Source organism: Roseiconus nitratireducens (assembly GCF_008629675.1).
Lineage (GTDB): Bacteria > Planctomycetota > Planctomycetia > Pirellulales > Pirellulaceae > Stieleria > Stieleria nitratireducens.
This window is the reverse complement of the sequence record NZ_VWOX01000001.1, coordinates 462,781-489,446: the sequence shown is the minus strand read 5'-3', so window position 1 is coordinate 489,446 and position 26,666 is coordinate 462,781. Positions and strand designations below refer to the sequence as shown.

Genomic DNA, 26,666 nt, shown 5'->3' with positions numbered 1-26,666 from the left:
ACGCACCCTGGGAAGACGCGCGGCTTCAAGGTACCGCAGCGCGACCGCGGCGGCACGTCACCGTCGGGGGGATCGTCAGGAGTCTCACGCGATCTTCAAATTCCGCCGTTTCCGTCGGCTCACGCCAAGCGGCCACTGCAGATGGTTTTCAGACAGAGCCTGGCTGGACAGCGCCACTCTCAATCAAAAAAACCGTGATTTGCGGCGCAATGAGCGGCAAATCGCTAGCCGCCGGTTGAGGCGAGAAAACCCGCGGCTAGCGTCACGCGGCTCATGTAAAGTGGCGCTGTCCAGCTGGGATCAATGAGGGGTCGAGCGCTATCCAGGGGAGGATCGCGTTGTTTTCCCCTGGCTCCCGATTCAGCCGCAAGGCATGCGAAGGGATCCCGTGTTTTCCGCACTCGGAAAACTGCCCGACCTCCAATCTCAAAAGAAAGACGACCAGCCGCATTGCTTGATTGATCCCATCATCTTCAATCGTTAGCGTGATTGAACGGGGGTCCGGCTCGGCCCGGCGCACGGGCGGTCTTTTCCGCGAGCCTGGGCAACGACGACCTGTCTGCAAGAACCGCCCGCCAAGATTCCTCCCAAGCATCCTCCCCTCCTCCATCGGCGAACCTTCCCATGATGCGATCGTGCTGCTTGTTGTTAACCGCCGCGGCGATGCTGTGCGGATCAACCTCCACCTGCCCTGCCGCCTCCAAACGTCCTCCCAACGTCGTGCTGGTGTTCATCGATGACATGGGATGGGGCGATTTTTCATGTTTCGGCGGAACCGCGGTGAAGACGGAAAACATCGATCGCATGGCTGCCGAAGGCATTCGATTCGAACAGTTTTACGTCAACTCGCCGATCTGCTCGCCCTCGCGCGTGGCAATCTCCACCGGCCAGTATCCTCAACGCTGGCGAATCACCTCGTTCTTGAACAACCGTCAAAGCAACGAAGCGCGCGGCGTCGCCCAGTGGCTGGATCCTGCCGCTCCAATGCTTGCGCGTTCGCTGCACCAGGCCGGCTATGCGACCGGTCACTTCGGCAAATGGCACATGGGCGGCCAACGTGACGTGGGCGAGGCACCGCTGATTACCGAATACGGCTTTGACGAATCATTGACCAACTTTGAAGGGTTGGGGCCACGCGTCCTGCCGCTCAAAGACGCCTACGATGGCAAGCCGCCGCAAAAACATGCCCTCGGAAGCGACCGCCTGGGACGCGGCCCCATTTTGTGGGAAGACCGCTCGACGATCACCCAAGCCTTCATCGAATCAGCGACGGAGTTCATCCGATGGGCGCATGCCGCACAGAAGCCGTTCTACGTCAACGTGTGGCCCGATGACGTTCATTCGCCCTACTTTCCGCCGAAGGCTCGTCGCGGATCGGGCCAACGGCGCGAACTGTACCATGGGGTCCTGGACACGATGGACGAGCAACTGGGCGTCCTGTTTGACTTGATTCGCGATGACGAATCCCTGCGGGACAATACTTTGATTCTGATTTGCAGCGACAACGGACCCGACATTGACGCGGGTACCGCCGGACCGTTCCGGGGACTGAAGGCGACCCTTTACGAAGGAGGCATCCGGTCTCCGTTGATCGCCTGGGGGCCCGGACTGATCGCTCCCGATGCCGCGGGCAGCACCAACCACCAATCGGTGTTTTCCGCCATCGATCTGGTCCCCAGTCTGCTATCGATCACCGGGGTCCCGAGTCCTTCCGGTGTTCAATACGACGGCGAGGATCTGTCGTCGACGTTGCTCGGTCAAGCCGAGCAGTCCAGGCAGCAGCCGTTGTTCTTTCGCCGCCCCCCGGACCGCGATGCGGCCTACTCCTTCACCGAACTGCCGGACCTGGCTGTTCGGCAGGGCCCTTGGAAACTGCTGTGTGAGTATGACGGAAGCCAGACAGAGCTTTACAACGTCGCCGAAGACCCTGCGGAGGCCAATGAGGTTTCCGAGCAGCATCCCCAGATCACGGAGAATCTCAAAAACGAAGTCTTGCAGTGGGACCGAACGATGCCGGCCGACAAGGGAGCGACCTACGAGCCGCCGGCTCGGAAACGCGCGAGACAGCAGCGCCGATCGCCGAGATGACGGTCCGAGGCGATTCCCACGCTCTGGCGAGCGTGGCTACCCGAGGATGTTTGCCAAGCCAGCGTCGCAGCAGCTACCGTCGCCAGACGGTGGTATTGCTCAAACTCCCAACCGCCGCGACCACGCTCTGGCGAGCGTGGCTACCCGAGGATGTTTGCCAAGCCAGCGTCGCAGTAGCTACCGTCGCCAGACGGTGGCATTGCTCAAACTCCCAACCGCCGCGACCACGCTCTGGCGAGCGTGGCTACCCGAGGATGTTTGCCAAGCCAGCGTCGTAGGAGCTACCGTCGCCAGACGGTGGCATTGCTCAAACTCCCACTGCCGTGAGCACGCTCTGGCGAGCGTGGCTACGGGCGAGCGTGGCTACGGGCGAGGCTCCTCGCAATCGTTAGAAAAGCCGACTAAGGGAACTGATACTCCGGATTGCTGACGTCGAAATCCTGTTCGCTGAGCCCGACATTCGTCTTCAAATCCCGGTACTCATAGGACTCCAACAACGGCAATTCCTTCGATTCACCCTCGGCGTCCGGCCATCCAAAGCTGCGATAGCTGAGGATCAACAACCGCTCAGGGTCGTAAACGACCTCGGCCAACGAGAAGTCTCCTTCTCGTCCGCTGGGAGTTTGACGGGTGACACGGATCAGCTCGCAAGCGGCCGAATCAAATTCGTGATCCCGGGTGATGGTGACGGACACGTCGGGATTGTTCACATCCTCGCTGCCGCGTTCGATCAGTTTCTCGACCAAACGAACCAACCCGATTTCGTAAATCGGATAGCGTTGGCCGTTCATTGCGAGCATTCCGTCGGGGTCCAACCACAGCGTCTTCCAGCTCAGCAGCATCGTGTTTTCATGGACCGCCATGTTTCCGTCGTACAGGTCTCCGCCCCAAATGACTTCGCGTCCCGCGCTGGACTCGGGCCGAGCAAATTTCATGTAGATCCGCATCGGTGCGTCATCGGACTCGTTTCGCATCCGCGTTTGGACCTTCAGCGACATCTCCGATTTCTCGCTCAGTTTGCCGTCGGGATTGCGTTCCTGTTTGACAAATCGCGTGGTGTAGTCTTCCAGCGAACTGGACATGTTGGCTTTTGCTTCACCGGCCAACTGCAGAACTTCCGCGATCGACGACGGCCGCACTCGCGGCATTGACGCGACTTCTGCGTCGGGATTCACGTCCTCGGTGACCGTCGGCGCGGTGTCCTGGGTGACGTCGCGACTGAGCGGATTGGCGAAAACGAGCGCCGCCCCGGCCAGCAACATCACGGTAGTCAGAATCAACCAGCGGCTGCGATTCGCTTTGAGTGACATACCCATTGGTTCGTTGTGGAAACGGTGAAGAAAATGGCCCCAAGTTCCTAAGCGACTCTCCCAATTACCATTTGAGAGGTCGCCAACGCCAGCCTGCTTTCGGCGCGGGCTGGTCGTTTGTGGCAATGCGGCGTCTCCCACGCTCTGCCGAGCGGGCGACGTCGGAGTTGTAGCTACCGTCGCCAGACGGTGGCGTCACCAATGCGGTGGCGTCACCAATGCCGCCTCCACGCTCTGGCGAGCGTGGTTTCAAGTTTTCAGCACAGACTAGAACGCCGGTTGGCCCAGCTGCTGTTGCTGCTGCTGACCGAGGATCGCGGCGGTGCCGAGCGCCCGCAGCAACCCTTCGCCGATCTTGACCTTGGACTCGGATCCGTTGTCGATGGACAGACTGACAACGGACAGTTCACCACCGTCCTGAATGCCGCTGAGCGAATTGATCACGGCGGCAACGCCAGCGTTGTCATCGACCGACTGGGCAAATTGCAAGATCGGCAGCAAACGCAAATTGAACTGACCCAATTCCTCACGCGCGCCGGCACCAGCTTCTCCGCTCTGAATGAATTCCTTCAGCAGCGATTCGCTTCCCTGTCCGACCGCGATGTAAACCGCCTTGGGCGCGGTACCGATGTGGACCTGGATCTTTTCGCCGAACACCTGACGCGCTTCGTCTTTATCCGCCGGCACATCGGCTTCGATCAGGTGCATGGTCACGCCTTCGAATTCGCTGGCGTCAAACGTGAACCGCGGCGCATCGGGGCTGTCCGGGACTTTCTTGGCCAAGTCTTTCGCCAGATCGGCGACCTTGGTGCCGTCGGCGACGAATGTTCCCATGACGAACTGGAACTGGTTCTCGCCGGCCAACAACAGACCACCCATGTCGGCTTTGCCTTCGGCCAGCGACTCGGAGATGATCTCGACCAGGCGTCCGACGTACTGATCAATTTCGTTGATCTGATCTTCGGTCAGGTTCCCTTCGTTGCTCAGAGCCCCCTTCAACATGCTCATCGACCCTTCAACGCTCTCACGAGCCTGGGTCACGGCTTCGGGACTGATCGAGCTTGCCGCGTGCAGGTAAGCTGCGGCGTCATCGCGAATGACCGAAGCGAACCGCGACGGGATCGGGTGTTGGCCGCCGTAAACGGCTGCCAACTGCGTTCCGGGAACGGCGGTGAACGAGAAATCGATGCCGATGTTTCGACCGGCCGGATCGATATTCAGCCCCAGTTTCAACTCGTCAGCTTCTTGGATCAATTGTTCGATCTGTTCAATCGACCGCTCGGCGACTTCCCGCGCCGCCTCGGCGTCCCCTTGCGTTTGATTCGCCTGTTTCTCCATCGCCTGGGTGAATCCCTGACGCATCTGGTCGATCAACATGTTGCGGATTTCGACCGGAATCTGCTGGACGTTCAACCGGACGGCCACGTCATAGGAGTTCCCCATGCCTTGGAACATCTTGGTCGAATCGGCCGGGATCAACTTCAGCGCATCCCGCGCCTGGGCCGCAACTGCCGTCTGCCCCATCTGCTTGATGTACAGCGTGTTCTGATTGATCGTGACTACCAACGTGCCGTCATCCAGTTCGTCGACCGGACCGGTTTGCGCCTCCAGACGCTTCAGGATTGGTTTGATGTCCGAGGTCGGCAGCACAATGATCGGCTGCGGCGTCCCATTGACCATCGGCACCACGACGCCGATCGGCTGGTTCATGTCCATGCCCTGGGCAAACGTGCCCGCCATCATGGAAAACATGCCGCCGAATTGCGGCTGACCGACGACGCCGGTGATGTAGTTGACGTCCTGCATCAACTTGTTGATCGATCCCAACGTCACGACGACAACGGGACGCGTCCCATCAGACAACGTGGTCGGTGTGCCTTCCGACGGGAGCAGACGTTCTTGGGCGGAAGCCACGGGGGCCGCAACGATCGACGCGGCCAGCAAGGCAACGGCCAAAACCGTCTTGCCAGCGTAGCGGGGGTGGAAACAAGCAGTCATGAAACCCTTCATCCTTAGGTGTGAATTGTGTGAGGAGTTTGATTGGAGCAACAATGTATCAGTCCATTCGTTGAGAACGTAACCAGCTTCGCCGCCGGGTTGAAGGAACCCGAAAATTCCGGCTTCCGTCATCCCACGTTCGACATGTGCACTGGCTCTCACCCGCCGCAACGGCGGTGCCCACTACCGGATCCCTACCCGTCGGCCCCGGGCAAGGTTTCACCGCAGTCAGAAAAACCACCCGATTCGCTCGGCCAACGCTTTCTCGGCCGGGCGTCAAATCCGCCGCCCGATGAGGTCGAACCCGGTGAAGTGGAAAGGGTGTCAGAACGCCGGATCCGCCGAGCTTGCAGACGCCCGACCCATTGCCGCAAACAGCAGGACGCGGGCTGCCCCAAGGCAACCTGCTCCGCCGGTCTTCTGACTTCTCCGCCAGTCTTCTAAGCGAGACTGAGCGAGCCGCAAACTGCGTTCCACTGCAAAAACCCACGAAAAAACGGCTGGTGCCACCGGGCACCAGCCGTTGATTTGCTTGCATTTCGAACGTCAAGCCCGCCGACCGAGCGGCGGTCCGCGTTTCGGTCCGCACCGGCGCGCCTCCGCTTCGGACGCACGCGGCTCAGCCGTCAGATCAGTTTCCGAATCCGCCGCCGATGCCACCGCCGCCGCCGCCGATGCCACCAGCACCACCGCCGATGCCACCGCCGATGCCGCCCGCTCCGCCACCGCCAGCTCCCCCCCCACCGGTCGAGCCGTCGACGAAGTTAAACGTCGTCACGTCACCCACTTGGGAAAAGAACGGAGCCGGGGAGATCCGCACGTAGCGTCGGTCGGCCGAGATGATGGCCAGGGTCGAAAGTGATGCCCCGGTCGGCAACACGGTCAGTTGCGGCTGGAAACCCACCGCGTTGCCCCGGCCGAAGAACGGGTTTCCGGCGATCCCGCCGGTGCCACCGGTCAGCCGCTGCACATCGCTGAACAGATCGCGCAGGACTTGGGCGGAGTCATTGCCGCCGACAAATTGCCCCAGGACTTGCTGGTTCATGTCCCGTTGCACGTCGCGCAGGTGAGCCAGCTGTGCTTCACCCAGCTTTTCTTTGCGTTTGCCGTTTTTGACCTGAAAGACACACAGCGCATCCTTTTCGGTCAGGGGGATCTCCTTGCGGATGAAATTCTGTTCGGGTCGGCCGGCATCGGTCACGATTTCAACCGTCACGTTGCCGGTCGAGACTTCGCCCCACACCTTGCGAACCAACAACCGGTATTGACCGCTGAAACCGCGTGGGCACAGATACGTTTCCGAAACCGTGCCGCTGCTGTCTTCTCCGTAGCCCGGATAAGCATCGGCCAACAGGGTCCCGCCACCGGCGGTGGACCGGTTTTCCATCGAGCAAACGGTTCCGCCGGGTTCTTCGACGGCCAGATCGATATCGGCATCGCCCGTCCAAGACACGCGGACGACGACATCGTGAGCAGCGGCCATCTTCAAGGCCTGGCCGAATTCCGCGGCTTCCTCGGTCCGGCCAGCTTCCATCAATTCAGCATACGTGCTGCGGGCGAGCAACTTGGCCTTGTCGACCACCGGCTTGTACTTGTCCGGCCAGGCTTGCGACAACACGCCTTCACAGGCCCAAGTCATCGCGCCGGGATCGTCCAACTGTTCCGCCAGACGCAAACCGATCACGTACGGTTCCCGGCGACTGGGATCCAAGTCCGAAACGCGTTTGCACAAACGCAAGGCCGCCGCGTGAGACCCGATGTCCTCCAGCCGCGCGGCGACGTGCAACACCGTGTCGGGGCTTTCGGCGAAGTCGACCGCCGACAACAGGGCCCGTTCGACCTCTTCGACCGGTGCGCCGGTCGCGGTCAATGCGATCGCATATGCCTGATACATCCACGGTTGGACATGGCCCGCGCGGATGGCTTCGGCGATGACATCCCGCGACTGAGCGAACCAGTCCACGGCCGCTTCGCGATCACCCTTCTCGTCAGCCACCGAGGCCTTCATCGAGTAGCGTGCGACGGTGGCACGAATCTGTTGGTCCAAGATTGTCAGCTGGCGTGCATCATCAATCTTCAGGCCGGCAAAATACTGCTCCCAGGCTTCCGCTTGGGTTTGGCCTTCGCTGGGGACGACATTCAGCGGCTCGATTTGGGCCGCATCTTCGCTGTCCAACACGCCGGCCGATTTGGCGGAGGCATCTTGCGATCGGTCGGTCGTCTGGGTCTTGCCACGCAGACTGGCATCGTCGGGAACGACGAACGCTCCGCCGCCGCCCATCATGCCGCCGCCCATGCCGCCCATGCCGCCGCCCATGCCACCCATGCCGCCGCCCATGCCGCCCATGCCGCCGCCCATGCCACCCATGCCGCCGCCCATCATGCCGCCGCCCATGCCGCCGCCGCCGAGCGAGACGATCGGAACGACCAGGTCACCAACCGGATACACCTTGGTGACCAAATTGTCTTCGGCCGCCTCGATCGTGGTGATCTGCATCACCTCGTCTTTGATCAGGTACGTCAAATCCAGATCCCGCAGCATCAGACGCAGGAACGAACGCAAGCTGACGTTCTTCAAGTCGATGGTCACACCGACATCGGCGTCCAAACCGATTTCCTCCAACGCTCGCGTATCGACCACGATCGGAATGTCGTGGGTCTGGCTGATCTGCTGAATCGCATCGCTGAGCGGTGTTTCGATGAACGATTGCGTCGTCTCGTCCGACAGGGCCGATTCGATGCGGCGTTCCGTTTCGTTGTCGCCAACCAGTTCGATCGAACCGTACCGTTCCAGACGACGGCGGCTCAAACGCTGCCAGACGTCGGCATCGGGGTACAGAATCGGGGGCTCGTCGACGAACGGGATGTTGCTTTTGAGAACCAACGAAAAGGCGTCGACAAAGTTCCGCTCTCGCATTTCCGTGTAGTAGCGGTCGCGGTAGTAGGTTTGCAGCGCCAAAGGTTGGTAAGCGAAGTGACGTCCGGCCACCGAATCTTCGGTGATCGTGTTTCCCGCGATCTCGGCAAACTTGACGGCGACCTCACCGTCGGCTTCGCGATAACGTCCTTCGTCGATCAAAGCGTTCATCTGCTGCGACAACGTCTTCAACGTGGCCTCGCGACGATACGTTTCCTCAAGCAACCGCGCCGTGGCCCGTGCTGCTTCGTCTTGGGCAACCAGGTTGGCTTGCTCGGCCAACCATCGTGCCTCGGCGGCGCTGGCCGCTTGGATTGCCGATTGCAGTTGGCTTTCCAGCTCCTGACGCAATTTCGGATCGATGTCCGGCAAGGTTTGCACGCGCGAGAGCACCGATTTCAGCTGCCCCGCCACACCGGTCGGATCACTTCGCAGGGTCAATTCGGCTTGACGCAACGCGGCACGGACTTCCGCACGCAGCCGCGCGTCGGCAATTCCTCGCTGAGCCTGGACGCGGTCCAACAAGTCACCGCCTCGCTCCAGAATCTCGTCATCGCCGATGATGCTACGCGACGGGGGAACGCGCGGGGCGCGACCGGCCGGTGGCGCCATCCGTCCGGCTTCCGCACCACGATCGGCCCGGGGTGCGGCGGGTTCGACCGGAACCGCAGGTCCCGGTTGCGCCGCCGGTGGCTGACTGACCGGAGGCTCCGCTGCGGGCGGCTGTGCGGCCGGCGGTTGCGGAGCAGGCTCGGCCGCGGGGGCTTCCCCAAACGGGTCTTCCGCGGGCGCATCGGCTGCCGGAGCGGAATCGCCGAACGGGCCAAAAGGATCTTCTTCCGGAGCGGTTCCGCCGGCGGCGGGTGCCGCGGGCGATTCCGGCTCGTCACCAAAAAGATCGCCAAAGGGTGAATCGTCGTTCTGGATGATCAGCGTGGTTCCGCTGCTGACCTTCTTGAGCACCTTGGCGTCTTCGTTATTCGGATCCGCCTCCAATGCCATTTCGGCAACCGCTTTGGCGCCCTTCTTGTTGCCACGTTTCAGCGCCAGCTTGCCGGCACGCACCAATTCCTCCGACTGCATCGCCAACGCGTTGGCCGTCTGACGCAACAGCAGGCTACTGGCGGTCGGCAACGTCAGGCCGTTGTTCGGTGCAGCGCTGCTGACCAATCCGGGCAAAAACGAGAAATCAGGATGGCTGGCTTCGACTTCCAAATCGGCTTTGATCCCCACGGTCGCTCCGGGGGTCTGTCCCTGCAAGGCCAGCGTGCCGGATTCGATGCGGTTCTCAAATTTGCCCAACAGGATCGTGTCGCGGTCGAGACGCAGCGGCGGCAGTCGGTCAGCCTGGACGATCGTCATCGCCTCAGGCAGACGAATCTGCTCGACCCAAATCGGTGATCGCACGGCGGATTCGGCGACACGCCGGCCGATCGCCGCCGCGGTGTTGCCGTCGGCTTCACTGACGACTCCCAGCACGCCGCCCGTCTGATTGGCCAGAATCGCCATCAGTTGCACGTTCGCCGTCGGGCCGATCGCCACACTGTGAACGGAAATTCGGTCGGCACGCAGCGCATCGACCAGGGCGGAGAATCGCTGCTCGTTTCCGGTGGCATCGATCGAAGCCCCATCGCCGATGTACACGATCGAACGCGTGTGGTCACGCGACTCGGCGAGCAACGAACCGCGAACCGCGTCAATCACGGAAACCATGTTCGTGTTGCCCAGAGGCAGTCGCCGGCCCAACCGCTCCATCGCCGCCGACACGCTGCTCTCGTCGGACTTGGCAAATGCATCGGTCAGCGACACGGCATCCACGTCCGCCGCGAAAATCCGCACGCGGTCGGAGGGCCGCAAGGAGGCCATCACCTTGGAAGCAGCCGCCAGGGACTCCCGGCGAAACTCACCGGACTGGCTGGCCGAGGTGTCAACGACGATCACCACATCGGCTGCCGCCTGAGCGACTTCACGCATCAGGGCCTCGTCGGCCGCCGGCTGGACCGAGGCCGCGAAAAAGGATTCGCCATCGGCATCGAAACTGGCGACCCGCACTTGGGCTCCGCCGGATCGATCCGATTGGGAATCGGCAGCTCCCACGGGCATTGCCAGTGACAACGAAGCCGCTGTGACCAACAGGCCTGACAGGGGGAAACGCTTCACCCCCGAAATGACCAAATTCTTAAAGCTGTGTGCGACGTCTCGCATCTGAATTCTCTCCGCGGTGCTGGAAGACAGGCATCTGCCAGTCTTCATCGGAACAACCGTTGTGTTTGCTAAGTTTCAAACCCGCCTGATGACCCGCATTTTGCGAGATCGTTGGGAATCTAGGGAAAAGGGGAAGAGTCGATCGGAAATCTTCTCGCCTGAGTCTATTTCCGCATCATTCGTCCCGCTACGAAAAAAACCGCCTTTCACCGACTCCACTGCCACTGGTGGCCGAGCACAACTGTTGCAATTTGCAACACCTGTATCGAAATCGAGCACGCAAACTCGGTGAAAATCAAGCCAAACCCCGGCTGACCTGAATTGATTGCTAGCGGTGTGCCAAACGCACGCCGTCCGACACCTCTTCACGCCGGAGGTCACGCCGTTTATTTCACCCTCCCTCTGGGAGGGTCGCGGAGGAGCTTGCGACGACGCGGGGAGGGTCGCGGACGGCGCGATTGATTTCAGCTGGTTTTGGAAGACGCCCTCCCCAAAGGCTCGTGCCTCGCCTTTGACCCTCCCAGAGGGAGGGTGAAGTGATCCGTGGATGGTCCGTTTCTCGCTGCAGCGTTTCCGCGTCGATTAAATGGCGTCACTCAAATTCGAACTTGGAGACCCCGCGGGCGTTGCTGGGCAACTGGCCGGTCACCACCACCTCTTCCACGCGATAGCGGCCGGGATTGAATCGCTGACTGCTCCGCTTGTCGGTGAAGATTTCTTGGGGCAGCACGATCGATTCACCGGCGGGCAGCGGGCTGGCCTGCATCAGCAGGTATTGACCGTTCAATTCAATCGTCAGGCGTCCGAGGGGAAAATCGGCCTGATTGGTTACCCGCACCACGGGCGTCAGGACGGCTCCCTGTCCGCCGGGCATCGTGACCGCGTCGCGATCAATCGAAACGGCAACCGGTAGCGACGGCCCCCCGACGCTGGCCGGAAACAGCGCGTACACCGCGAGTCCCGCCGCAATCATCACGGCGAATGCGACGATCAACCCGAGGCGGGACAGCCGCATCGAGGGGGCGACGTGAACGACATTCGGTTCCACCGAGCTCATGGATCAAGGTCCGCAGGACGTCGGTCTCCATCGCCCCATGAAGATCACTCGTGAAAGGTAAAAAAAAAGCCGGACGACAAATCCGGAGATCCGTCGGCCGGCAGTTGCTTCGATCCGTCGGCGGCAAAATGGAGCCGCTGGGAGAAACGCGTAAGTCTAAGCGTGCTACTGCACTTGCCGTTGAGTGACTTAGGCGAACCCTAAAAATGATCCCTCTGCCGAATTGGAAAGACCGAAGCGGGCGAGGCCTTTCTCAGGCAACGCCACTTAAGTGTAGGCTGCTCGACGTAGACAGCAAGCGCCGTTGTGTCACAGCCTCCCTGACATCGGCCCCCGCGATGGCAGGACGTGACGAAAATTTCGTTGATTGGAGGAATCACGCGCTGCCCCGGTCATGCGTTGCCGCTGGCCGCGGCGGGCTGCGATTTTTTCTTTTCGCCTGTCACATCGGCTACCGGCTGCCGCTTGGCAGGTCAGAACCCACTCCATTGGTCCGCGATTCCTTTTCCGCGAGCATCGAAACATGTGTTTTTCTGGTCATCGTCCCGGTCGGCTCCCCCAAAGTGTCTCATCCGGACGGCTCCCCGCCGCGTTGCTGCTTTTGGCCTCCGCCACGTGGGGCCTCGCCTCCCCGCTGGCCACGGCCGCCGATGGCGTCCCCGGGGACTTGCTCAGCGAGATCAAAATGTCCGACGTGGTCTCCGCCTCGGCGACCACCACCAAGCTGACCGAAGATCGCGGCACGGTCCTGGGAGTCGTCTCGCTGTCACGTTTGCTGACCGACGGCGGCATCCGCTGCGAAGTCAAATCGCAATCCGTGTTCGTCAGCTTGCAAGCATTCAACGACGCGACGACGACGGTTTCCCAGGACCAGGAAGCCGGGGAACAAGCCGGTGTCACGACAGCTGCGGGCAAAGACGAGTTAATGGAACTGACCGTCGATGCCGAAGCGGGCCGCGTCCGCGTGCGATTGCCCCTCGCCAACCGCGCCCCATCCCAACCGGTCGATGGCCAACCGTTGATGCGTCTGATCACGGCCGTCTCGCAGCAGCCGCGGATGCGGTTGCAAGCGACCGATTCTGCTTTGTCGCTGGTCGTCTCGGTGCCGAATCAAAAGCTGAACGTCACCGCGATCCGCAAGGCGGTCGTCGAGCTGTCTGGTTTTGCCGACCGGAACGCGGCAACGGTCAATGCGATCACGAAAGTTGACGCCAACCAACCCGACGCGTCGTCGAACGCTGCGTCGACCAACGCGGTCGCGAAGGCCTCCCCAACGAAGCCCACACAGCCGAAGCAAACTCTGCCGAAGCAAACTCAGCCGACCGACCCGCAAAGCTTGGTCGGGACCTGGTCGGCTAAAGTCTCCAACCAAGACGCCTGGGCGATTCGCATCAATGCCGACCAGACCTTCACCATGGTTCACACTCGAAGCGGCAAGAACGCGATCTCCAAAGGCACCTACCGGATTGCGGACCAGACTTTGGTGATCAGCGAATCCGGTGGCGTCTCGTTGTCGGGCAAACTGTCGGCGACCACTGCCAAATCGTTTCGATGGACGCTCCTGGATAAAAACGGAAAGCCCGCCACGTCATTGGATTTCCAAAAGCAATCAACCTGAAGACAGTCATCCTGACGGTGGCCTGCGAAGCCTTTCCCGGAAAGTCAGCGGAACACGTCGTGTCTGCTCAAACGCGGCAAGAACAAGGTCTTCAATCCCATTCGGGAAAGCGACGGAACGTCTCCTCTGGGTCCAGCAGCGCATTCCAACGTTCCTCGCACTCGATGCTCGGGTCGTCGGCCAGCGACTCCGACGGTTGGTTGTCACAGTCGGATTCGTCGACGGCGACTTCCCTGTCCGTCCATCCCTCGTCGGCCAACATTCCACCGAGCAGCTGGGCGACGTGAAACGACGTCTCCAATTCCTCCAGCAAGGCAGGCTGTAGCGTCCCGGCAATGATGCTGCCCAGGTGGGAATCCAGTTCGTGGCCGACGACCCAGTTCAACGGGAACCGCTCGGAGAGTTCGCACAGAAGTTGCAAGATTCGGTCGACCGCTTGACGCTGCTCGCCGCCTTCCGAAACCTCCTCCGTCGCCACCTCAAACCGAACCTGAAAACGGTTTTCAACGACGTCCGTCGCGTGATCGGCATCCACCGCGACGACCGCAATCGTCGCTGCGATGCAAACAGCGGGGTCCACGAGTCCGGCCCCCTGATGTCCTTGATCGCATCCGCTCTGAAACTGTGCAATGACCTCGTCGTACAAGCCCGGCGAGACCTGGGCGGGATCATCGATGTTGCCGAGACACAGAAAGGAAAGTTTCATCGTGAACGATCATTCGCGGATTCCCGCAAATCCAGGTTTGCGAGGATCGAAGGGTAAGGAGGAGGACCGACAGGCAGCGTGTCCCGGCGGGCAGCGTGTCCCATGCGGTTAGGGGACGCCGACGCAGGGTGTGCGGGCGGAGCGTGTGCAGGCAGAGGGGCGGCCGATTCCCGATTGTAGGTTGCTGTCGCACGTCCGGTACCAGGCGTTGCCACGGTCGCCCCGCCCTGTCGCCGTGGTGACCGTCGCTCGATCGAATGGATCGCTCCATCACTCCATCGCCCCGGTGAGCATTCGCTCTGTTACACTCACGCCGATGGGCGGAGACGTTTCCCTGGCAGCAAAGGAATGGAGCAATGTTGATTCGCGGTCGGACGTTCGCACCCTCATGGTCGCTCGCATCGCAACGGATGATCGGGTTGTTCCTGGCGGTCTTGCTCGCCGTGCTCGGCTGCCAACCGCGTTCGGTCGAAGACGCCGTTGGGATAGACCCGAGCAAGCCGACGGAGCCGCTGTCCGCCATCGAGGCGGTTGCGGAAACGCGACGTGACGGGAATGGCGATTTCATCGAAGTGGATTTGCGCGGCGCGGACTCGGTTGAAATCCTCTCGCAGTTGGCAGACCTTCCCAAGCTCCGCAGCTTGATTCTGGCGGGGACTCCGGCCTCCGACGAACACCTGGAATCCATCGCGAACATCGCGACACTGGAAAACCTTGATCTGCGTCAGTGCCCCGTCACCGACGGGGGCTTGGCCAAGCTGGCGGGCTTGAAGCGACTCAAAGCGATCAAGTTGTCCGGAAAAGACTCCGTCACCAAAGTCGGCGATGATGCCCTGCAATCGTTGGCCTCACTGCCCAACCTGAAAGTTCTGGCGCTGGACTACCTGCCGATCACCGACACGGGGTTCGCGGCGCTGGGTGCAAACAAACAATGGGTGGAGCTGTATCTGGCCGGGACGGAGATCACGGACGAATCGGCCGAAACGCTGGCGACCTTTTCGGAGCTGAAGAAATGCCGGTTGGCGGCAACCGATTTCTCTGATTCCGGCGTGAAGCAACTGGCCGGGCTCAGCCAACTGGTTGACTTGGATCTGAGCGAGTGCGTGGGCGTCGGGGACGCCTCCGGCCAGCCCCTCGGCTCGCTGGCCAAGCTTTCCAAATTGAACTTGTGGAGCACCGGCATGGGTGACGCGGGGGCCGAACAGCTGGCCGCATCCGATTCGTTGCGTTGGCTGAATCTGGACAACACCCAGCTGACCGATCGCGCCCTGCCCGCCATCGGGAAGCTGCGGGGACTGACGTTCCTGCACCTCGGATCGACCGCGATCACCGACGACGGGCTGCCAGCACTGGCCGATTTGAAGCAGTTGGAAAAACTGGTGGTCACCCGAACCGGCGTCACGGCGGACGGTGTCCAAGCGTTGCAGGAACAACTGCCGTCCACGGAAATCCAATTGGTGTATGTTCCCGGCAAGTAGTCCCGTCGGGCGAAAAGCGGTCGCTCGGCACGACGCGGGTCGCTTGACTTGGACGGACGCAGCACCAATCTTGTTAGACCGCTTCACCAGAGGGCGGGGCGATCGCTCGGCGGCCACGGCCGCCGGGAGGAAAGTCCGGGCTCCACAGGACAGGATGGTCGATAACGTCGACCGGCCGCGAGGCTAGGGCTAGTGCAACAGAGAGCAGACCGCCGAACGGTTCGCGCCTCGGCGCGGACGCGTGGTAAGGGTGAAACGGTGCGGTAAGAGCGCACCAGCGGTCAAGGTGACTTGATCGGCTCGGTAAACCCCATCCGGAGCTAGACCAAACAGGGTGCAGAAGCGGTCCGCTTCGTGACGACACCCGGGTAGGTCGCGATTGAGGCGACGAGCAATCGTCGTGCACAGATAAATGATCGCCGTCGCGCGGGCCCGGCTCGCGCGTCACAGAACCCGGCTTACAAGCCCTCTGGTGAATCGGCTTCCCGCGCCACTCGGCGTGGTTCGGCTAAGCCGACGGAATCGGCTGTCTCAAACCCCACCAGCCGCGAAGCGGTGACCGCGACACCGCGCCGGTGAGAAACGGGGGCATCGTCCCCTCTCTGAAGTGTCCGAATTCGTCTGGCGCGCCAACTCAACTTGCGTCCGGCGCCGACGATCCCGTACACCTGACGCGTCCCGTGAAGTGGCTCATGAACACCCGCAATTACCTGACCTGTCTCTGGCCCGGGCTCAGCGAGCTCTGGTGGCTTGGCCGGTTGTCAGCGCTCCCGCTGGCGATCGGGTTCGCTATCGTTCTGAATTCGCTGTTGGTGTTGCGGTTTCTGTATCCGACCTGGCTGGACCCGTTGCTGGTCCGCTTGGCCTGCTACTTGGTATTCATCAGCTGGATCTGCTGGACGATCAAGAGTGCCAAAGAGCTGCCCAAGTTGCTGCAGCCACGATTGCTCAGCGAGACCCCGGATCGGTTTCCGGACGCCCACCAAGCCTACCTGCAAGCCGATTGGCCGGCAGCGGAAAAGCTGCTGCTGGGCGTCCTCGCGATCGAGCCCCGCGACCCGCCGGCGTTGCTGCTGCTGTCCGGCGTCTATCGTCACACGGGCCGGCCGGAGTCCGCCGCGGCTCTGATTGACCAAATGAGATTGCTGGAGATCGCCGACCCCTGGCGAATTGAAATCGAGGCCGAAATGGCGAGAATCCGACGCGACCGGGAAACGTCGGACCACGGTCCCGTGGAGGACCAGGAGTCGAGCGCGAATGCGGATTCGGACGCAGAAAAACGCGTCAGTGGGGACGAGGACCAGGGCCCCTCGTGTGCTGCCGATTTGACAGCAGCCTAAGCGACCTTGGCGGTCGGCCAAATGAGCAGTGAACCGCTCGGACGGTTGCGAATTTGCCGCCCAAATTCACCTCGGTGACAACGTCATCGGAGTGATGACGGGAGGGACGTATTGCGAGCAAAACACCTGATTGTCGGTTCGTGATCACGACGTTTCGCGGTAAAGCCGGCGGGATTCGTCCGCACTCCTATCCCCCCAATTTCGTAAAACCGATAGAATCAACAATGAACGACGTCCGGTCCGTCGCCCAACCTGACCGTCGTCGCTTACTCCGTTTTCTGCGCAACGATTTTTGCCTTGTGGCGTACGGTTTGCAAAGAACAACTAGGGCCGAAAGATTCGCCAAGTTGACAGGCCGATTTTTGGACTGGCAGTCCTCGCTGGAGTGCCGACCGGATCACCCGTCAATCGAATTTCACCGGGCGATTGCCATGCGGGGTTGGAAGACGACAGGATGGTCGCTCTGATTTCCTTTGCTGGCGACAGCCGAACAATCAACCGATCGGCAAATCACATCCGATCTTGTCGTTGGGAACACCCGCCGGGTTTACGAGACTAATCAAATGTACGAACGATTTACCGACCGCGCCCGCAAGGTCATGCAATTGGCCAACCAGGAAGCGCAACGATTCAACCATGAATACATCGGCACGGAGCACATCCTGCTCGGGTTGGTGAAGGAAGGAAGCGGGGTCGCGGCCAATGTGCTGAAAAACCTGGACGTGGATCTGCGCAAGATTCGTCTGGAAGTCGAGAAGCTGGTGCAGAGCGGTCCGGAGATGGTGACCGTCGGCAAGCTTCCTCAAACCCCCCGTGCCAAAAAGGTGATCGAGTACTCCATGGAGGAGGCTCGGAATCTGAACCACAGCTACGTCGGAACCGAGCACATCCTGCTGGGATTGTTGCGCGAGCAGGAAGGTGTGGCCGCCCAGGTGTTGATGAACTTGGGTCTGAAATTGGAAGACGTGCGCGAGGAAGTGTTGAACCTGCTCGGCCATGGCCTGGAAGGCGCCGAAGTCGGCGAACGCGGCGGACGCGGCGGCGAAGAAAGCAGCAGCAGCGGTTCGTCCAGCAAGAGCGGCAAAAGCAAGACGCCGGCGTTGGACAGCTTCGGGCGTGACCTGACCGAATTAGCTCGCAAGGGCGAATTGGATCCCGTCATCGGACGCTCGCGCGAAATCGAACGTGCGATTCAAATTCTGTGCCGCCGGACCAAGAACAACCCGGTCCTGCTGGGTGAAGCGGGCGTGGGGAAAACCGCGATCGTCGAAGGGTTTGCCCAAAAGGTGATCGAAGGCGAAGTGCCGGAGATCCTGGCGGACAAGCGGATCGTCGTGTTGGACCTGGCGATGATGGTCGCCGGAACCAAGTACCGTGGTCAGTTCGAAGAACGGATCAAGGCCGTGATGACCGAAGTTCGCCGCGTCAAGAACACCATCCTGTTCATTGACGAACTTCACACCCTGGTTGGTGCCGGTGGTGCCGAAGGTGCGATCGACGCCGCCAACGTGCTCAAGCCCGCTTTGGCACGGGGCGAAATTCAGTGCATCGGTGCAACGACGTTGGACGAGTACCGCAAGTACATCGAAAAGGACAACGCCCTGGCGCGACGGTTCCAAGAGATCATCGTGGAGCCGACCGGAAAGGACGAAACCATCGAGATCCTGAAGGGGCTTCGCGAACGTTACGAAGAACACCACCGGGTGCAAATCACCGACGACGCCGTGGTCGCAGCCGTCGAGATGAGCGAGCGGTACATCACCGCCCGCTGCCTGCCCGACAAGGCCATCGACGTGATCGACGAAGCCGGTGCCCGCGTCCGTCTGCGGACCATGACCCGTCCGCCGGATCTGAAGGAAATCGACGAAGAAGTCGAACAGCTGAACAAGGAAAAGGAAGACGCGGTCGCAAACCAGGACTTCGAAAAAGCCGCCAATCTGCGTGATCAGGCCGAAAAACTTCGCAAGAAGAAAGACCAGATCACCCAGGAGTGGCGTGAGAAGAGCCAGCAAACCGATGGCGTCGTCGACGAAGAAGTCATCGCCGAAGTCGTCAGCAAGATGACCGGGATCCCCCTGACGCGTCTGTCGACCGAAGACAGCATGCGGCTGATGAAGATGGAGGAAGAACTTCACAAACGCGTCGTCAGCCAGGATCTGGCGGTTTCCGCCGTCGCCAAGGCCGTTCGCCGCAGCCGCAGCGGATTGAAAGATCCCCGTCGTCCGACCGGTTCGTTCATCTTCGCCGGGCCCACCGGTGTCGGGAAAACGTTGCTGGCCAAGGCGCTCGCCGAATACATGTTTGGTGACAGCGACGCGCTGGTGCATATCGACATGAGCGAATACATGGAGAAGCACAACGTCAGCCGATTGATCGGTGCCCCTCCCGGATTCGTCGGGTACGAAGAGGGTGGGCAGTTGACCGAAAAAATTCGGCGGCGTCCCTACGCGGTCGTCCTGTTCGATGAAATCGAAAAGGCACACCCGGATGTCTTCAACATGCTGCTGCAGGTGATGGAAGAAGGTCGGCTGACCGATTCATTCGGGCGCAACGTCGACTTCCGAAACACCATCCTGATCATGACGACCAACGCCGGCGCCGAAGCGATCAAGAACGAATCCGCCTTCGGGTTCCAACGGTCCGATTCGGATGCCAGCTACGAGTCGATGAAGAATCGGGTGATGGACCAGATCCAAAAGGTCTTCCGCCCCGAGTTCTTGAACCGGCTGGACGATACCATCATCTTCCGCCACCTGACCCGCATCGACTTGAAAGAAGTGATCGATTTCGAATTGTCCAAGGTTCGCGAACGCTTGCTCGAACGCGGCTTGGCGTTGGAACTTCGGGACGAGGCCAAGGAGTTCCTGATCCGGCGGGGTACCGACTTGGATTATGGAGCCCGTCCGCTGCGTCGCGCCATCGAGCAGCGGATCGAAGACCCGCTTAGCGAGGAATTGCTCCGCGGCGCCTTCGAAGGCAAGGACACGATCGTCGTCAAAGGCATCCTGGAAAATTCCGACGGGAAATCCATCGATCCCAAGGACATGACGGTCACCGAAGAGGGCAAGATGATCGACCCCGATGGCAAGAAGGTCAAAGTCGTTCGCCTGGAGTTCGTTGGTGAGAACCGCGGCCGGAACGAAAACAAGGAAGAACCGGTCAGCGCTTCGGTGGGCGACGGCGAAGACAACAAGAACGATTCGGACGGCTGATCGCCGGCTGAACAGCCTTGACGTCCAACATCACAAAGCCCCACGGTTCGCCGTGGGGCTTTCTCTTTGCGCCTCGCCCCAAAGCTGCCTCCCGTTTGCGGTCGGTGCAGTCTCCGCTGGCAGCCGTTCACCGGAACGCCTGGGGATTTGTTATGTTGGGCCTTCTCAAGAAACGTTTCAGTGTCGTCTTTCGCTCCGCGAAAGTGGCGAACCTCCGCCGGCACTCCTGCAACGTCTCCTTTCACAGCCAGGGCCCGGCGGCCTGAACGACCTGTCCCAGTTCGCGGTGGACGATCTGATGAGCAATGTCCCGGCCCCAACTCTGGATGACCTGCAAGGCGATTGGAAGATCGTCAGTGTGGGCCAAGACGGTGGAAAGGCACCTTTCTTTCTGCCCTGGCTGTTCAAAGCCAAGTTGCGCGTCGAGGGTGATCGCTACATCAAGTTCATGGGCGAAAACATTGTCGAGAAAGGGCGACTGCGGATCCAACCCGGCCCCGAGTTTTCGATCATGGACGAATTCATCGAGACCGGGGATGATTCCGGTCAACAGCACCTGGGCATCGTCCGCTGGGTGGGAAAAAAACTGGAACACCTGCAGGCGAAAATCGGTGATGAACGCCCGCCCGGTTTCCCCTACGGCAAGGACAGCCCCGTCGGCTACGCAATGATGAAACGCGCCTGACCTTCCAATCCGGCGTGACGGATGTCTCCCGAAGCACTCTTTCCGTGGGTCAACAACGCCACCTTGATCATGTGGTTGCTGTTGCTGTTCCTGCCCGGCTACCGAATCGTGTCCCGGTTGCTGGTCCCGGTTGTTGCCTGCGGCGCGCTGGCAACCGTCTACCTGGTCATCCTGGTCATGACGATCGGAGACGTCGAAGGCGGATTCACGTCGCTCGACGGAGTGTCCCAACTGTTCCAGAACCGCTGGGCGCTGCTGGCCGGATGGATCCACTACCTGGCGTTCGATCTGTTCATCGGGTCCTGGCAGGTGCGTGATTCACAGCGCAACGGACTCCGCCACCGCTGGATCGTCCCCACCCTGCTTTTAACCTTTCTCGTCGGGCCGATCGGACTGTTGGTGTACCTGGCGATCCGTTCTCTGGTAACCAACCAACTGGCGCTGGGCGCCCTCGAAACCGTATCGGATGAACAAGCCGTCGGTTGAACCAGCGGCCCCGCGCGGAGCGACTTGCATCAATCGGTTGTCAACGACTGCCGACTGCGTAGCGCGGACCGCAAACGCTTTGCCGCCCCCAAATCCGCCCCCGGCGGTTGATGCTCCAGCATCCAATCCACGTCATCAATCGCGGCCGCCGCGCGGCCGGTCATTCCACGCAACTGCGCACGCATCAGCCGATACTCCGGCAATTCGGGATTCAGGGCGACCAATCCATCGCTGTATCGCAACATCCCTTCCAAATCTTCATTTCTTCCGGCGATACCGATCAGATTGTTCAGCACGCGGGTCAAGATCTCCGTCGTCGAATTTGCCTGCAGGTCCTCCTCCCGAAGCCCGCGTCCGACGTGCATCAAAACGATTCGCTCCGCGTCGGCACGCATCAGCAATTCGCCACGGTCAAACACGTCGATCAAATCGGTTCGATCGGCATCGATCACCTGCCCCACGATGAAGTGTCCCGGCAGGCCGATACCGCGAACGTCGATTCCCAATCGCTGCGCCAGTTCGATGTACAGAATTGACAGCGTGATCGGCAGCCCTTCGCGGTCATCAATGACCCGATTCAAATGGCTATTGGCCGGGTGGTAGTATTCACTTCGGCTGCCGTGGTACCCGTTTTCTTCAAACAGGTACTGGTGCAAATGCTTTCGCTTGTCCACGGCATCGGCGTCCGAATCGATCCGCGTGGAGATTTCTTCTGACATGGCATCCACCCGGTCGCAATACGCTTGGATATTCACATCGGGATGATCCAATCTCGCAATCAGCAACGCTCCGCGCAGCAACCGCTGGTCCGATTCTAAATCTTCCAAATGCCTGAGCTGCTCAATCGGTTCAGCGCGTCGTACATCATCAGCAAGTTGTCGCAGACGCGCCGCCTGTTTCTCTAGCAACCTGGCCTTGCGGATGATTTCGCGCGATGCCAGGTCACCGGACGTACCCAGTTGGTGAATCTGCTCGGCACCGATTTGGTCGATGTCTACCTCGGGGACCTCCAGCTTTGCCAACCACTGCTTGGCCGAATCGCTCAGACTCGGATCCGACAGCTCGCGTCCCACCTCGAACTGTTTGAACTCGGCTTCGGTATCACGAAACTTTGCCAACCCAGCGCTCCCCCGGTCCAGCTGCGCATCGGCCGACTCGATCACCAGATGCCCATTGACGAAACACAGGATACGATCCTTTTCGATTCGGACTTTCAAGTGATTCCACTGCCCGGGCAGATAGTGTTCCGAGGAAACTTCGTCGAGCACCTGCCACGAGAACACGCTGGGACCACGGAAACAGGTCAGCCGCAGCCGACCGGCACTGGGATAGAACCCATAGTGTTTGTCTTGCCCATCGCTGTGAAACACCAAACCGGCCGCCCCGGACTCGCGGTCCAACCGCACCATCACGGCAACTTCAAACGGTCGCTCTGGGACATCTGTTTGTGAAAGCAACAAACTGCGTCCGCCGAATCCTGCCCCGGTCCCGCTGGCGGTGATCCGCCCGCCACGTTGCTGCCAGGTTGCGCCGTTGACCGACTTCCAACTTTGCGGATTCATCCGCGCAAGGCGCACCCAGCGATCGATCAACACCGGATTCGGATGTTGCTGCAGCGACAATAATTGGGCGGCGGGGATCGCGAATCCCAGGTTGTCATCGATCGCCGATTTCATGTTGATGATGCCGTGAACCCGTCCGTCAAGATCCACCAACGGGCCGCCGCTGTTGCCCTGTTCGATCGGCATCGCCAACTGCAGCAATTCTCTTCCCTGCATTTCCCGGCGGGCCGACACGATGCCCTCGACCACACTGTTCTGCAAACCCAGCGGATTTCCAAACGCCAGTACCCGGAGCCCTTGCGCCGAACGGTCATCGGAGACCAGTTCCAGTGCGGGAACGGGATGCCGGCTCACGTCCACTCGGATCAGCGCCAAATCCGAATTCACGTCCGACGCCTCCACGGACTTCACAGGCAGCATCGTCCCATCGGAAGCTTGCACGGTGAAGGGTCGACCTTCATTGATCACGTGAAAGTTGGTCGCGACCAATCCTTCGTCGTCGATCATGAACCCCGTCCCGATGCCGATTTCCTCTCCGTCGCGCCCTTGCACTCGAATGGTCGTGACGGAACGTTGAACCTGGGCGATCAACGCTTGGTCGGAGTCCTCCGGAGCGTCCTGCCCGCTCGCGAGATCCCCAGCAAGGATCCCCAACACAACGGACAGGGGCAACAAAAACATTCTGGCGTGCGTCACAAAGTCTTCTCATCGGGCGGAATGCGGACCGTTTCATGATAGCCCTGATGAACACCGCCGAACACGACGAACCGTTGCTGATTGCGTGCGGGCGCCGATTCCAGGGCTTATATTCAGTCGGAATTCATCCTCTCCCTCTCCCCCCATGCACCATGAATCGACTCGACATTGTGTGGCCGGCGACGCTGCTCTGGACGCTCTGCGTGACGACCGTGCTCGGCCAACCGCCCAACGCCCAGCGTCAAACGGTGGGGGGAATCGAGTTTCAGGTCCGCGACGGACTGACGATCCAAAAGGTTGCCGCCGAACCCCTGATCAAGTGGCCGATCGTCGTCGACTGGGATCGCCAAGGGCGACTGGTCGTGGCGGAGTCGGGAGGTGTCGGCTGGCCCATCCAAGAACACAACCAGTTGGGGCTGCACCACATCGTGCGACTGGTTGACGATGACGACGACGGGGTCTTTGATCGGCGGATCGTCGCCGCCTCCGGCTTGGCTTTCCCGGAGGGAGTGCTCTGCCTGGACAATGACATCCTGGTCTCCGCACCGCCGGTGATTTGGCGTTTGACCGATGCGGACGACGACGGCATTTGCGAACAGCGTGAGGTCTGGTTTGACGGCACGACGGTCACCAACTGTGCCAATGACTTGCACGGCCCCTACCTGGGTCCGGACGGATGGATCTACTGGTGCAAGGGAGCATTTGGCAAGCAGACACATGAACTGACCGATGGCCGAACCGTCACCAATGCGGCGGCCCACATCTATCGCCGGCACCGTTCCGGAGGTCCGATCGAATCGGTGATCAGCGGCGGGATGGACAATCCCGTGGAGGTCGCATTCACTCCGGAAGGCGAAGCATTCTTCACCAGCACGTTTTTGGTCCGCCCCGGCAACGGGCAACGCGACGGGATCGGACATGCCGTTGAGAACGCCGTGTTCGGCAAACAGAACCACGTGGTCGACGAAGTGGCACGCACCGGTCCACTGATGCAGCCGATGACGCACTTGGGTCCCGCGGCGCCCAGCGGATTGATCTGTCCCCAGTCGCCGGCATGCAAGCGTCTGATGGGCGTGCCGCCCGAGTCGAACGTCCTGGCCGCCGCCCTGTTCAACCTCCACAAGCTGAGCGTCCATCAGCTGCAGCCGGATGGAGCCACCTACCAGACGGTCGACCAGGATCTGGTGTGGACCGATCGAGTGGACTTTCACCCCACCGACCTGATCGAGGACAGCGACGGGTCGCTGCTACTGGTCGACACCGGGGGATGGTACGACCTCTGCTGCCCGACTTCACGGATCGATCAGAAAACAGCTTCCGGGGGAATCTATCGCCTGTCCCGGGAAGACCAAAGACGCGACGCCGCACCAGATTCTCGCATCGACTGGCAAGCGTTGACTCCCGCGAAATGCGTCGACCTGCTCCTTGACGATCGCCCCTGGGTTCGCCGTCACGCTGCGTTGCGGTTAGCGTCCGCCGACGCGGCCGTGATCCCGCGGCTTTTGCAGATCGCGTCCGACCAGGACCGCGCCCGTGTCGACCGCCAGGCGGCCCTGTGGGCACTGTGCCGCCTGGAATCAGCACCGGCCGACGAAGCGATGCTGGAGTTCCTTACCGATGCCGATCCGGGAATCGTCCAAACCGCCCTGCATGCACTGGCGATTCGCCGCGTGTCGATTCCGGAGCCGAAGCTGCAAATCCTGATGGACCATCCGTCGGCCCTGGTACGTCGATGCGCCCTCGAAGCTGTCGGCCGAGTGGCCGATGCGAACGCGGTCGATCTGCTGCTAGGTGCTTTTCAATCTGCGCAGGGAGACCGCCATCTGGAACATGCCGCGCTGGACGCGCTGATTCAAACCGGACGTCGCGATCCCGCGATTGCCTGGATGCGATACGCCGATACGGACACGAAACAGGTCGCGGCGTTGACTGTCCTTCAACAACTTGATCGAGCAAACCAGCTGGACACCGCCACACTGCTTTCCGCGCTCCGCAGCGACCACGCTGCCCTGCGATCGATTGCAACGCAAATCCTGGCCGACGATCCCGCAGCCGCAGCCGCGGCGATGGAGAATTGCACAGAACTGTGGCGGACCATTCCGGACTCTCAGCCCGCCGCGTCGACCTTGCACACGCTGGTGTCCAGTTGGAAGGACACGCCGGAGATCAAGACGCTGGTCGGCAGCTGGCTCGGCCGAGCAGCCGAACTTCCAGAGAGTCAACAACGGTTCCTGGCAACCAACCTCGCGAAAATTGTTTCGCAGCCGCCGGACCGCGAGACCGCCACGGCGATCACAACTTGGCTGACGCAGGCAACCGAGACCATTCACCAGGAACTTTTGGACCAGCTGGGCGAAATCAGTTTTGGCCCCCACCGCAATCTGCTGTCGAAATGTTTGCAACAACAAGCGTTGCGAGTGCCTGAGATTGTAGATCAGCTGACCTGGTTGAGCCCGATGCCCCAGGGCTCGGCGATCGACGACTCCGACCTGGAATCCGCAGTGGTCCAGGCATTCGTCTCGCGGGACGCCGAACAAGCCTTTCTGGCCGCAAAAGTCCTGCACCGAACCACGCTAAGCCAGCCTGGAGCGAGCCAATTGCTGCAATCGCTGCCGGAAGTGACACCGCGTCACTTGATGACTGCGATCGAAACGATCCATCGCTCCGGAGATTCGTCCCTGGACCAACAATTGCTTCAGAGCCTGACTTCGATCCGTTCGGCCCGCACCCTTCCCGAAGGTTTCCTGCAACAGCAATTCAAACAAGCTTCGCCATCGATCCGTCAGCGGGCCGAGCGTGTGGGGCGCGAATTGATTCAGGCTCCGGCCGACATCCGCACCGCCGTCACCAAGGTCCTCTCCGACCTGGGGCCGGGAGATCCCGTCCGAGGCCTGCAAATCTTTCGTGGCAACAAAGCCGCGTGCAGCGCCTGTCACAAAATGGGATACCTCGGGAAGGATGTGGGACCGGAACTGACCCGCATCGGTCGCAGCCGAACGCGGGAAGCGCTTTTGGAGGCGATTCTGTTTCCCAGCGCCCGGCTGGAACAGAGCTACCAATCGACACGTCTGCTGACGGTTGACGGCAATGTCCACAACGGTCTGATTCGAGATCGATCCGGTGGCATGTTGACCCTGCAGATCAATGCCGACCGCACCCTCACCTTGCCGCGCGATCAAATCGAACTGGAATCCCCCAGCGAGACCTCCGTGATGCCATCGGGACTGGGTGAATTACTGACGCAGCAAGAATTGGCCGACCTGATCGCGCTGCTGGAATCCGCGAAGTGAACCTGTCCATGCAGGGAA

Annotated in this window: 14 protein-coding genes and 1 other RNA gene; 9 read left to right on the top strand and 6 right to left on the bottom strand. The window is 60.9% G+C overall.

The window, feature by feature from the left end:
* Positions 1 to 624: 624 nt before the first annotated feature.
* The gene (locus tag FYK55_RS01615; protein WP_150074248.1) at positions 625 to 2,088 is read left to right on the top strand and encodes a sulfatase-like hydrolase/transferase; all 1,464 of its coding nucleotides are present in this window, start codon (positions 625 to 627) and stop codon (positions 2,086 to 2,088) included.
* Positions 2,089 to 2,489: 401 nt separating this feature from the next.
* On the opposite strand, the gene FYK55_RS01610 is transcribed toward FYK55_RS01615, so the two are convergent.
* From FYK55_RS01610 to FYK55_RS01595, 4 genes are all read right to left on the bottom strand, one after another.
* Entirely contained in the window at positions 2,490 to 3,398 is a 909-nt protein-coding gene (locus FYK55_RS01610) for a DUF1571 domain-containing protein (protein ID WP_161604253.1), read from the bottom strand.
* Positions 3,399 to 3,665: 267 nt separating this feature from the next.
* Entirely contained in the window at positions 3,666 to 5,396 is a 1,731-nt protein-coding gene (locus FYK55_RS01605) for a hypothetical protein (RefSeq protein WP_150074246.1), read from the bottom strand.
* 631 nt (positions 5,397 to 6,027) lie between these two features.
* On the bottom strand, positions 6,028 to 10,566 hold the full coding sequence (locus FYK55_RS01600) for a VWA domain-containing protein (RefSeq protein ID WP_235908338.1): 4,539 nt from the start codon (positions 10,564 to 10,566) through the stop codon (positions 6,028 to 6,030).
* Between the two features lie 544 nt (positions 10,567 to 11,110).
* Positions 11,111 to 11,575, bottom strand: coding sequence for a hypothetical protein (locus FYK55_RS01595; protein WP_150074245.1), 465 nt, complete (start codon positions 11,573 to 11,575; stop codon positions 11,111 to 11,113).
* Between the two features lie 523 nt (positions 11,576 to 12,098).
* Here FYK55_RS01595 and FYK55_RS01590 point away from each other — a divergent pair.
* Positions 12,099 to 13,193 carry a lipocalin-like domain-containing protein gene (locus FYK55_RS01590; protein WP_161604252.1) on the top strand — a complete coding sequence of 365 codons (1,095 nt, stop codon included), beginning with the start codon at positions 12,099 to 12,101 and terminating at the stop codon, positions 13,191 to 13,193.
* Positions 13,194 to 13,284: 91 nt separating this feature from the next.
* On the opposite strand, the gene FYK55_RS01585 is transcribed toward FYK55_RS01590, so the two are convergent.
* On the bottom strand, positions 13,285 to 13,899 hold the full coding sequence (locus FYK55_RS01585) for a hypothetical protein (protein WP_150074243.1): 615 nt from the start codon (positions 13,897 to 13,899) through the stop codon (positions 13,285 to 13,287).
* 356 nt (positions 13,900 to 14,255) lie between these two features.
* On the opposite strand from FYK55_RS01585, the gene FYK55_RS01580 reads away from it, so the two are divergent.
* From FYK55_RS01580 to FYK55_RS01555, 6 genes are all read left to right on the top strand, one after another.
* Positions 14,256 to 15,377, top strand: a complete 1,122-nt coding sequence (locus FYK55_RS01580) for a leucine-rich repeat domain-containing protein (protein ID WP_150074242.1) — start codon at positions 14,256 to 14,258, stop codon at positions 15,375 to 15,377.
* Positions 15,378 to 15,463: 86 nt separating this feature from the next.
* An RNA gene (gene rnpB / locus FYK55_RS01575) (RNase P RNA component class A) lies at positions 15,464 to 15,854 on the top strand.
* A gap of 215 nt (positions 15,855 to 16,069) precedes the next feature.
* Positions 16,070 to 16,717, top strand: a complete 648-nt coding sequence (locus FYK55_RS01570) for a tetratricopeptide repeat protein (RefSeq protein WP_150074241.1) — start codon at positions 16,070 to 16,072, stop codon at positions 16,715 to 16,717.
* Between the two features lie 563 nt (positions 16,718 to 17,280).
* Complete coding sequence (locus FYK55_RS01565) at positions 17,281 to 19,929, top strand: ATP-dependent Clp protease ATP-binding subunit (RefSeq protein WP_150074240.1); 2,649 nt, start codon at positions 17,281 to 17,283, stop codon at positions 19,927 to 19,929.
* A gap of 298 nt (positions 19,930 to 20,227) precedes the next feature.
* Positions 20,228 to 20,614: a hypothetical protein gene (locus tag FYK55_RS29565; protein ID WP_235908337.1), complete on the top strand. Its 387-nt coding sequence runs from the start codon at positions 20,228 to 20,230 to the stop codon at positions 20,612 to 20,614.
* 21 nt (positions 20,615 to 20,635) lie between these two features.
* Entirely contained in the window at positions 20,636 to 21,100 is a 465-nt protein-coding gene (locus FYK55_RS01555; protein WP_150074239.1) for an ABA4-like family protein, read from the top strand.
* Between the two features lie 29 nt (positions 21,101 to 21,129).
* Here FYK55_RS01555 and FYK55_RS01550 read toward each other — a convergent pair whose 3' ends face one another.
* Positions 21,130 to 23,343 (bottom strand): transglutaminase family protein, encoded by a 2,214-nt coding sequence (locus FYK55_RS01550; protein WP_161604251.1) that lies wholly within the window; start codon positions 23,341 to 23,343, stop codon positions 21,130 to 21,132.
* 167 nt (positions 23,344 to 23,510) lie between these two features.
* Here FYK55_RS01550 and FYK55_RS01545 point away from each other — a divergent pair, with 167 nt between their 5' ends.
* On the top strand, positions 23,511 to 26,648 hold the full coding sequence (locus FYK55_RS01545; RefSeq protein ID WP_161604250.1) for a DUF7133 domain-containing protein: 3,138 nt from the start codon (positions 23,511 to 23,513) through the stop codon (positions 26,646 to 26,648).
* Positions 26,649 to 26,666: the final 18 nt, after the last annotated feature.

Coding starts and splice junctions, on each gene's coding strand:
- FYK55_RS29565 (WP_235908337.1), top strand. CDS start 20,228: ATGAGCAATGTCCCGGCCCCAACTCTGGATGACCTGCAAGGCGATTGG.
- FYK55_RS01555 (WP_150074239.1), top strand. CDS start 20,636: ATGTCTCCCGAAGCACTCTTTCCGTGGGTCAACAACGCCACCTTGATC.
- FYK55_RS01595 (WP_150074245.1), bottom strand. CDS start 11,575: ATGAGCTCGGTGGAACCGAATGTCGTTCACGTCGCCCCCTCGATGCGG.
- FYK55_RS01600 (WP_235908338.1), bottom strand. CDS start 10,566: ATGAAGACTGGCAGATGCCTGTCTTCCAGCACCGCGGAGAGAATTCAG.
- FYK55_RS01550 (WP_161604251.1), bottom strand. CDS start 23,343: ATGTTTTTGTTGCCCCTGTCCGTTGTGTTGGGGATCCTTGCTGGGGAT.
- FYK55_RS01605 (WP_150074246.1), bottom strand. CDS start 5,396: ATGACTGCTTGTTTCCACCCCCGCTACGCTGGCAAGACGGTTTTGGCC.
- FYK55_RS01565 (WP_150074240.1), top strand. CDS start 17,281: ATGTACGAACGATTTACCGACCGCGCCCGCAAGGTCATGCAATTGGCC.
- FYK55_RS01590 (WP_161604252.1), top strand. CDS start 12,099: ATGTGTTTTTCTGGTCATCGTCCCGGTCGGCTCCCCCAAAGTGTCTCA.
- FYK55_RS01570 (WP_150074241.1), top strand. CDS start 16,070: ATGAACACCCGCAATTACCTGACCTGTCTCTGGCCCGGGCTCAGCGAG.
- FYK55_RS01545 (WP_161604250.1), top strand. CDS start 23,511: ATGAATCGACTCGACATTGTGTGGCCGGCGACGCTGCTCTGGACGCTC.
- FYK55_RS01615 (WP_150074248.1), top strand. CDS start 625: ATGATGCGATCGTGCTGCTTGTTGTTAACCGCCGCGGCGATGCTGTGC.
- FYK55_RS01580 (WP_150074242.1), top strand. CDS start 14,256: ATGTTGATTCGCGGTCGGACGTTCGCACCCTCATGGTCGCTCGCATCG.
- FYK55_RS01610 (WP_161604253.1), bottom strand. CDS start 3,398: ATGTCACTCAAAGCGAATCGCAGCCGCTGGTTGATTCTGACTACCGTG.
- FYK55_RS01585 (WP_150074243.1), bottom strand. CDS start 13,899: ATGAAACTTTCCTTTCTGTGTCTCGGCAACATCGATGATCCCGCCCAG.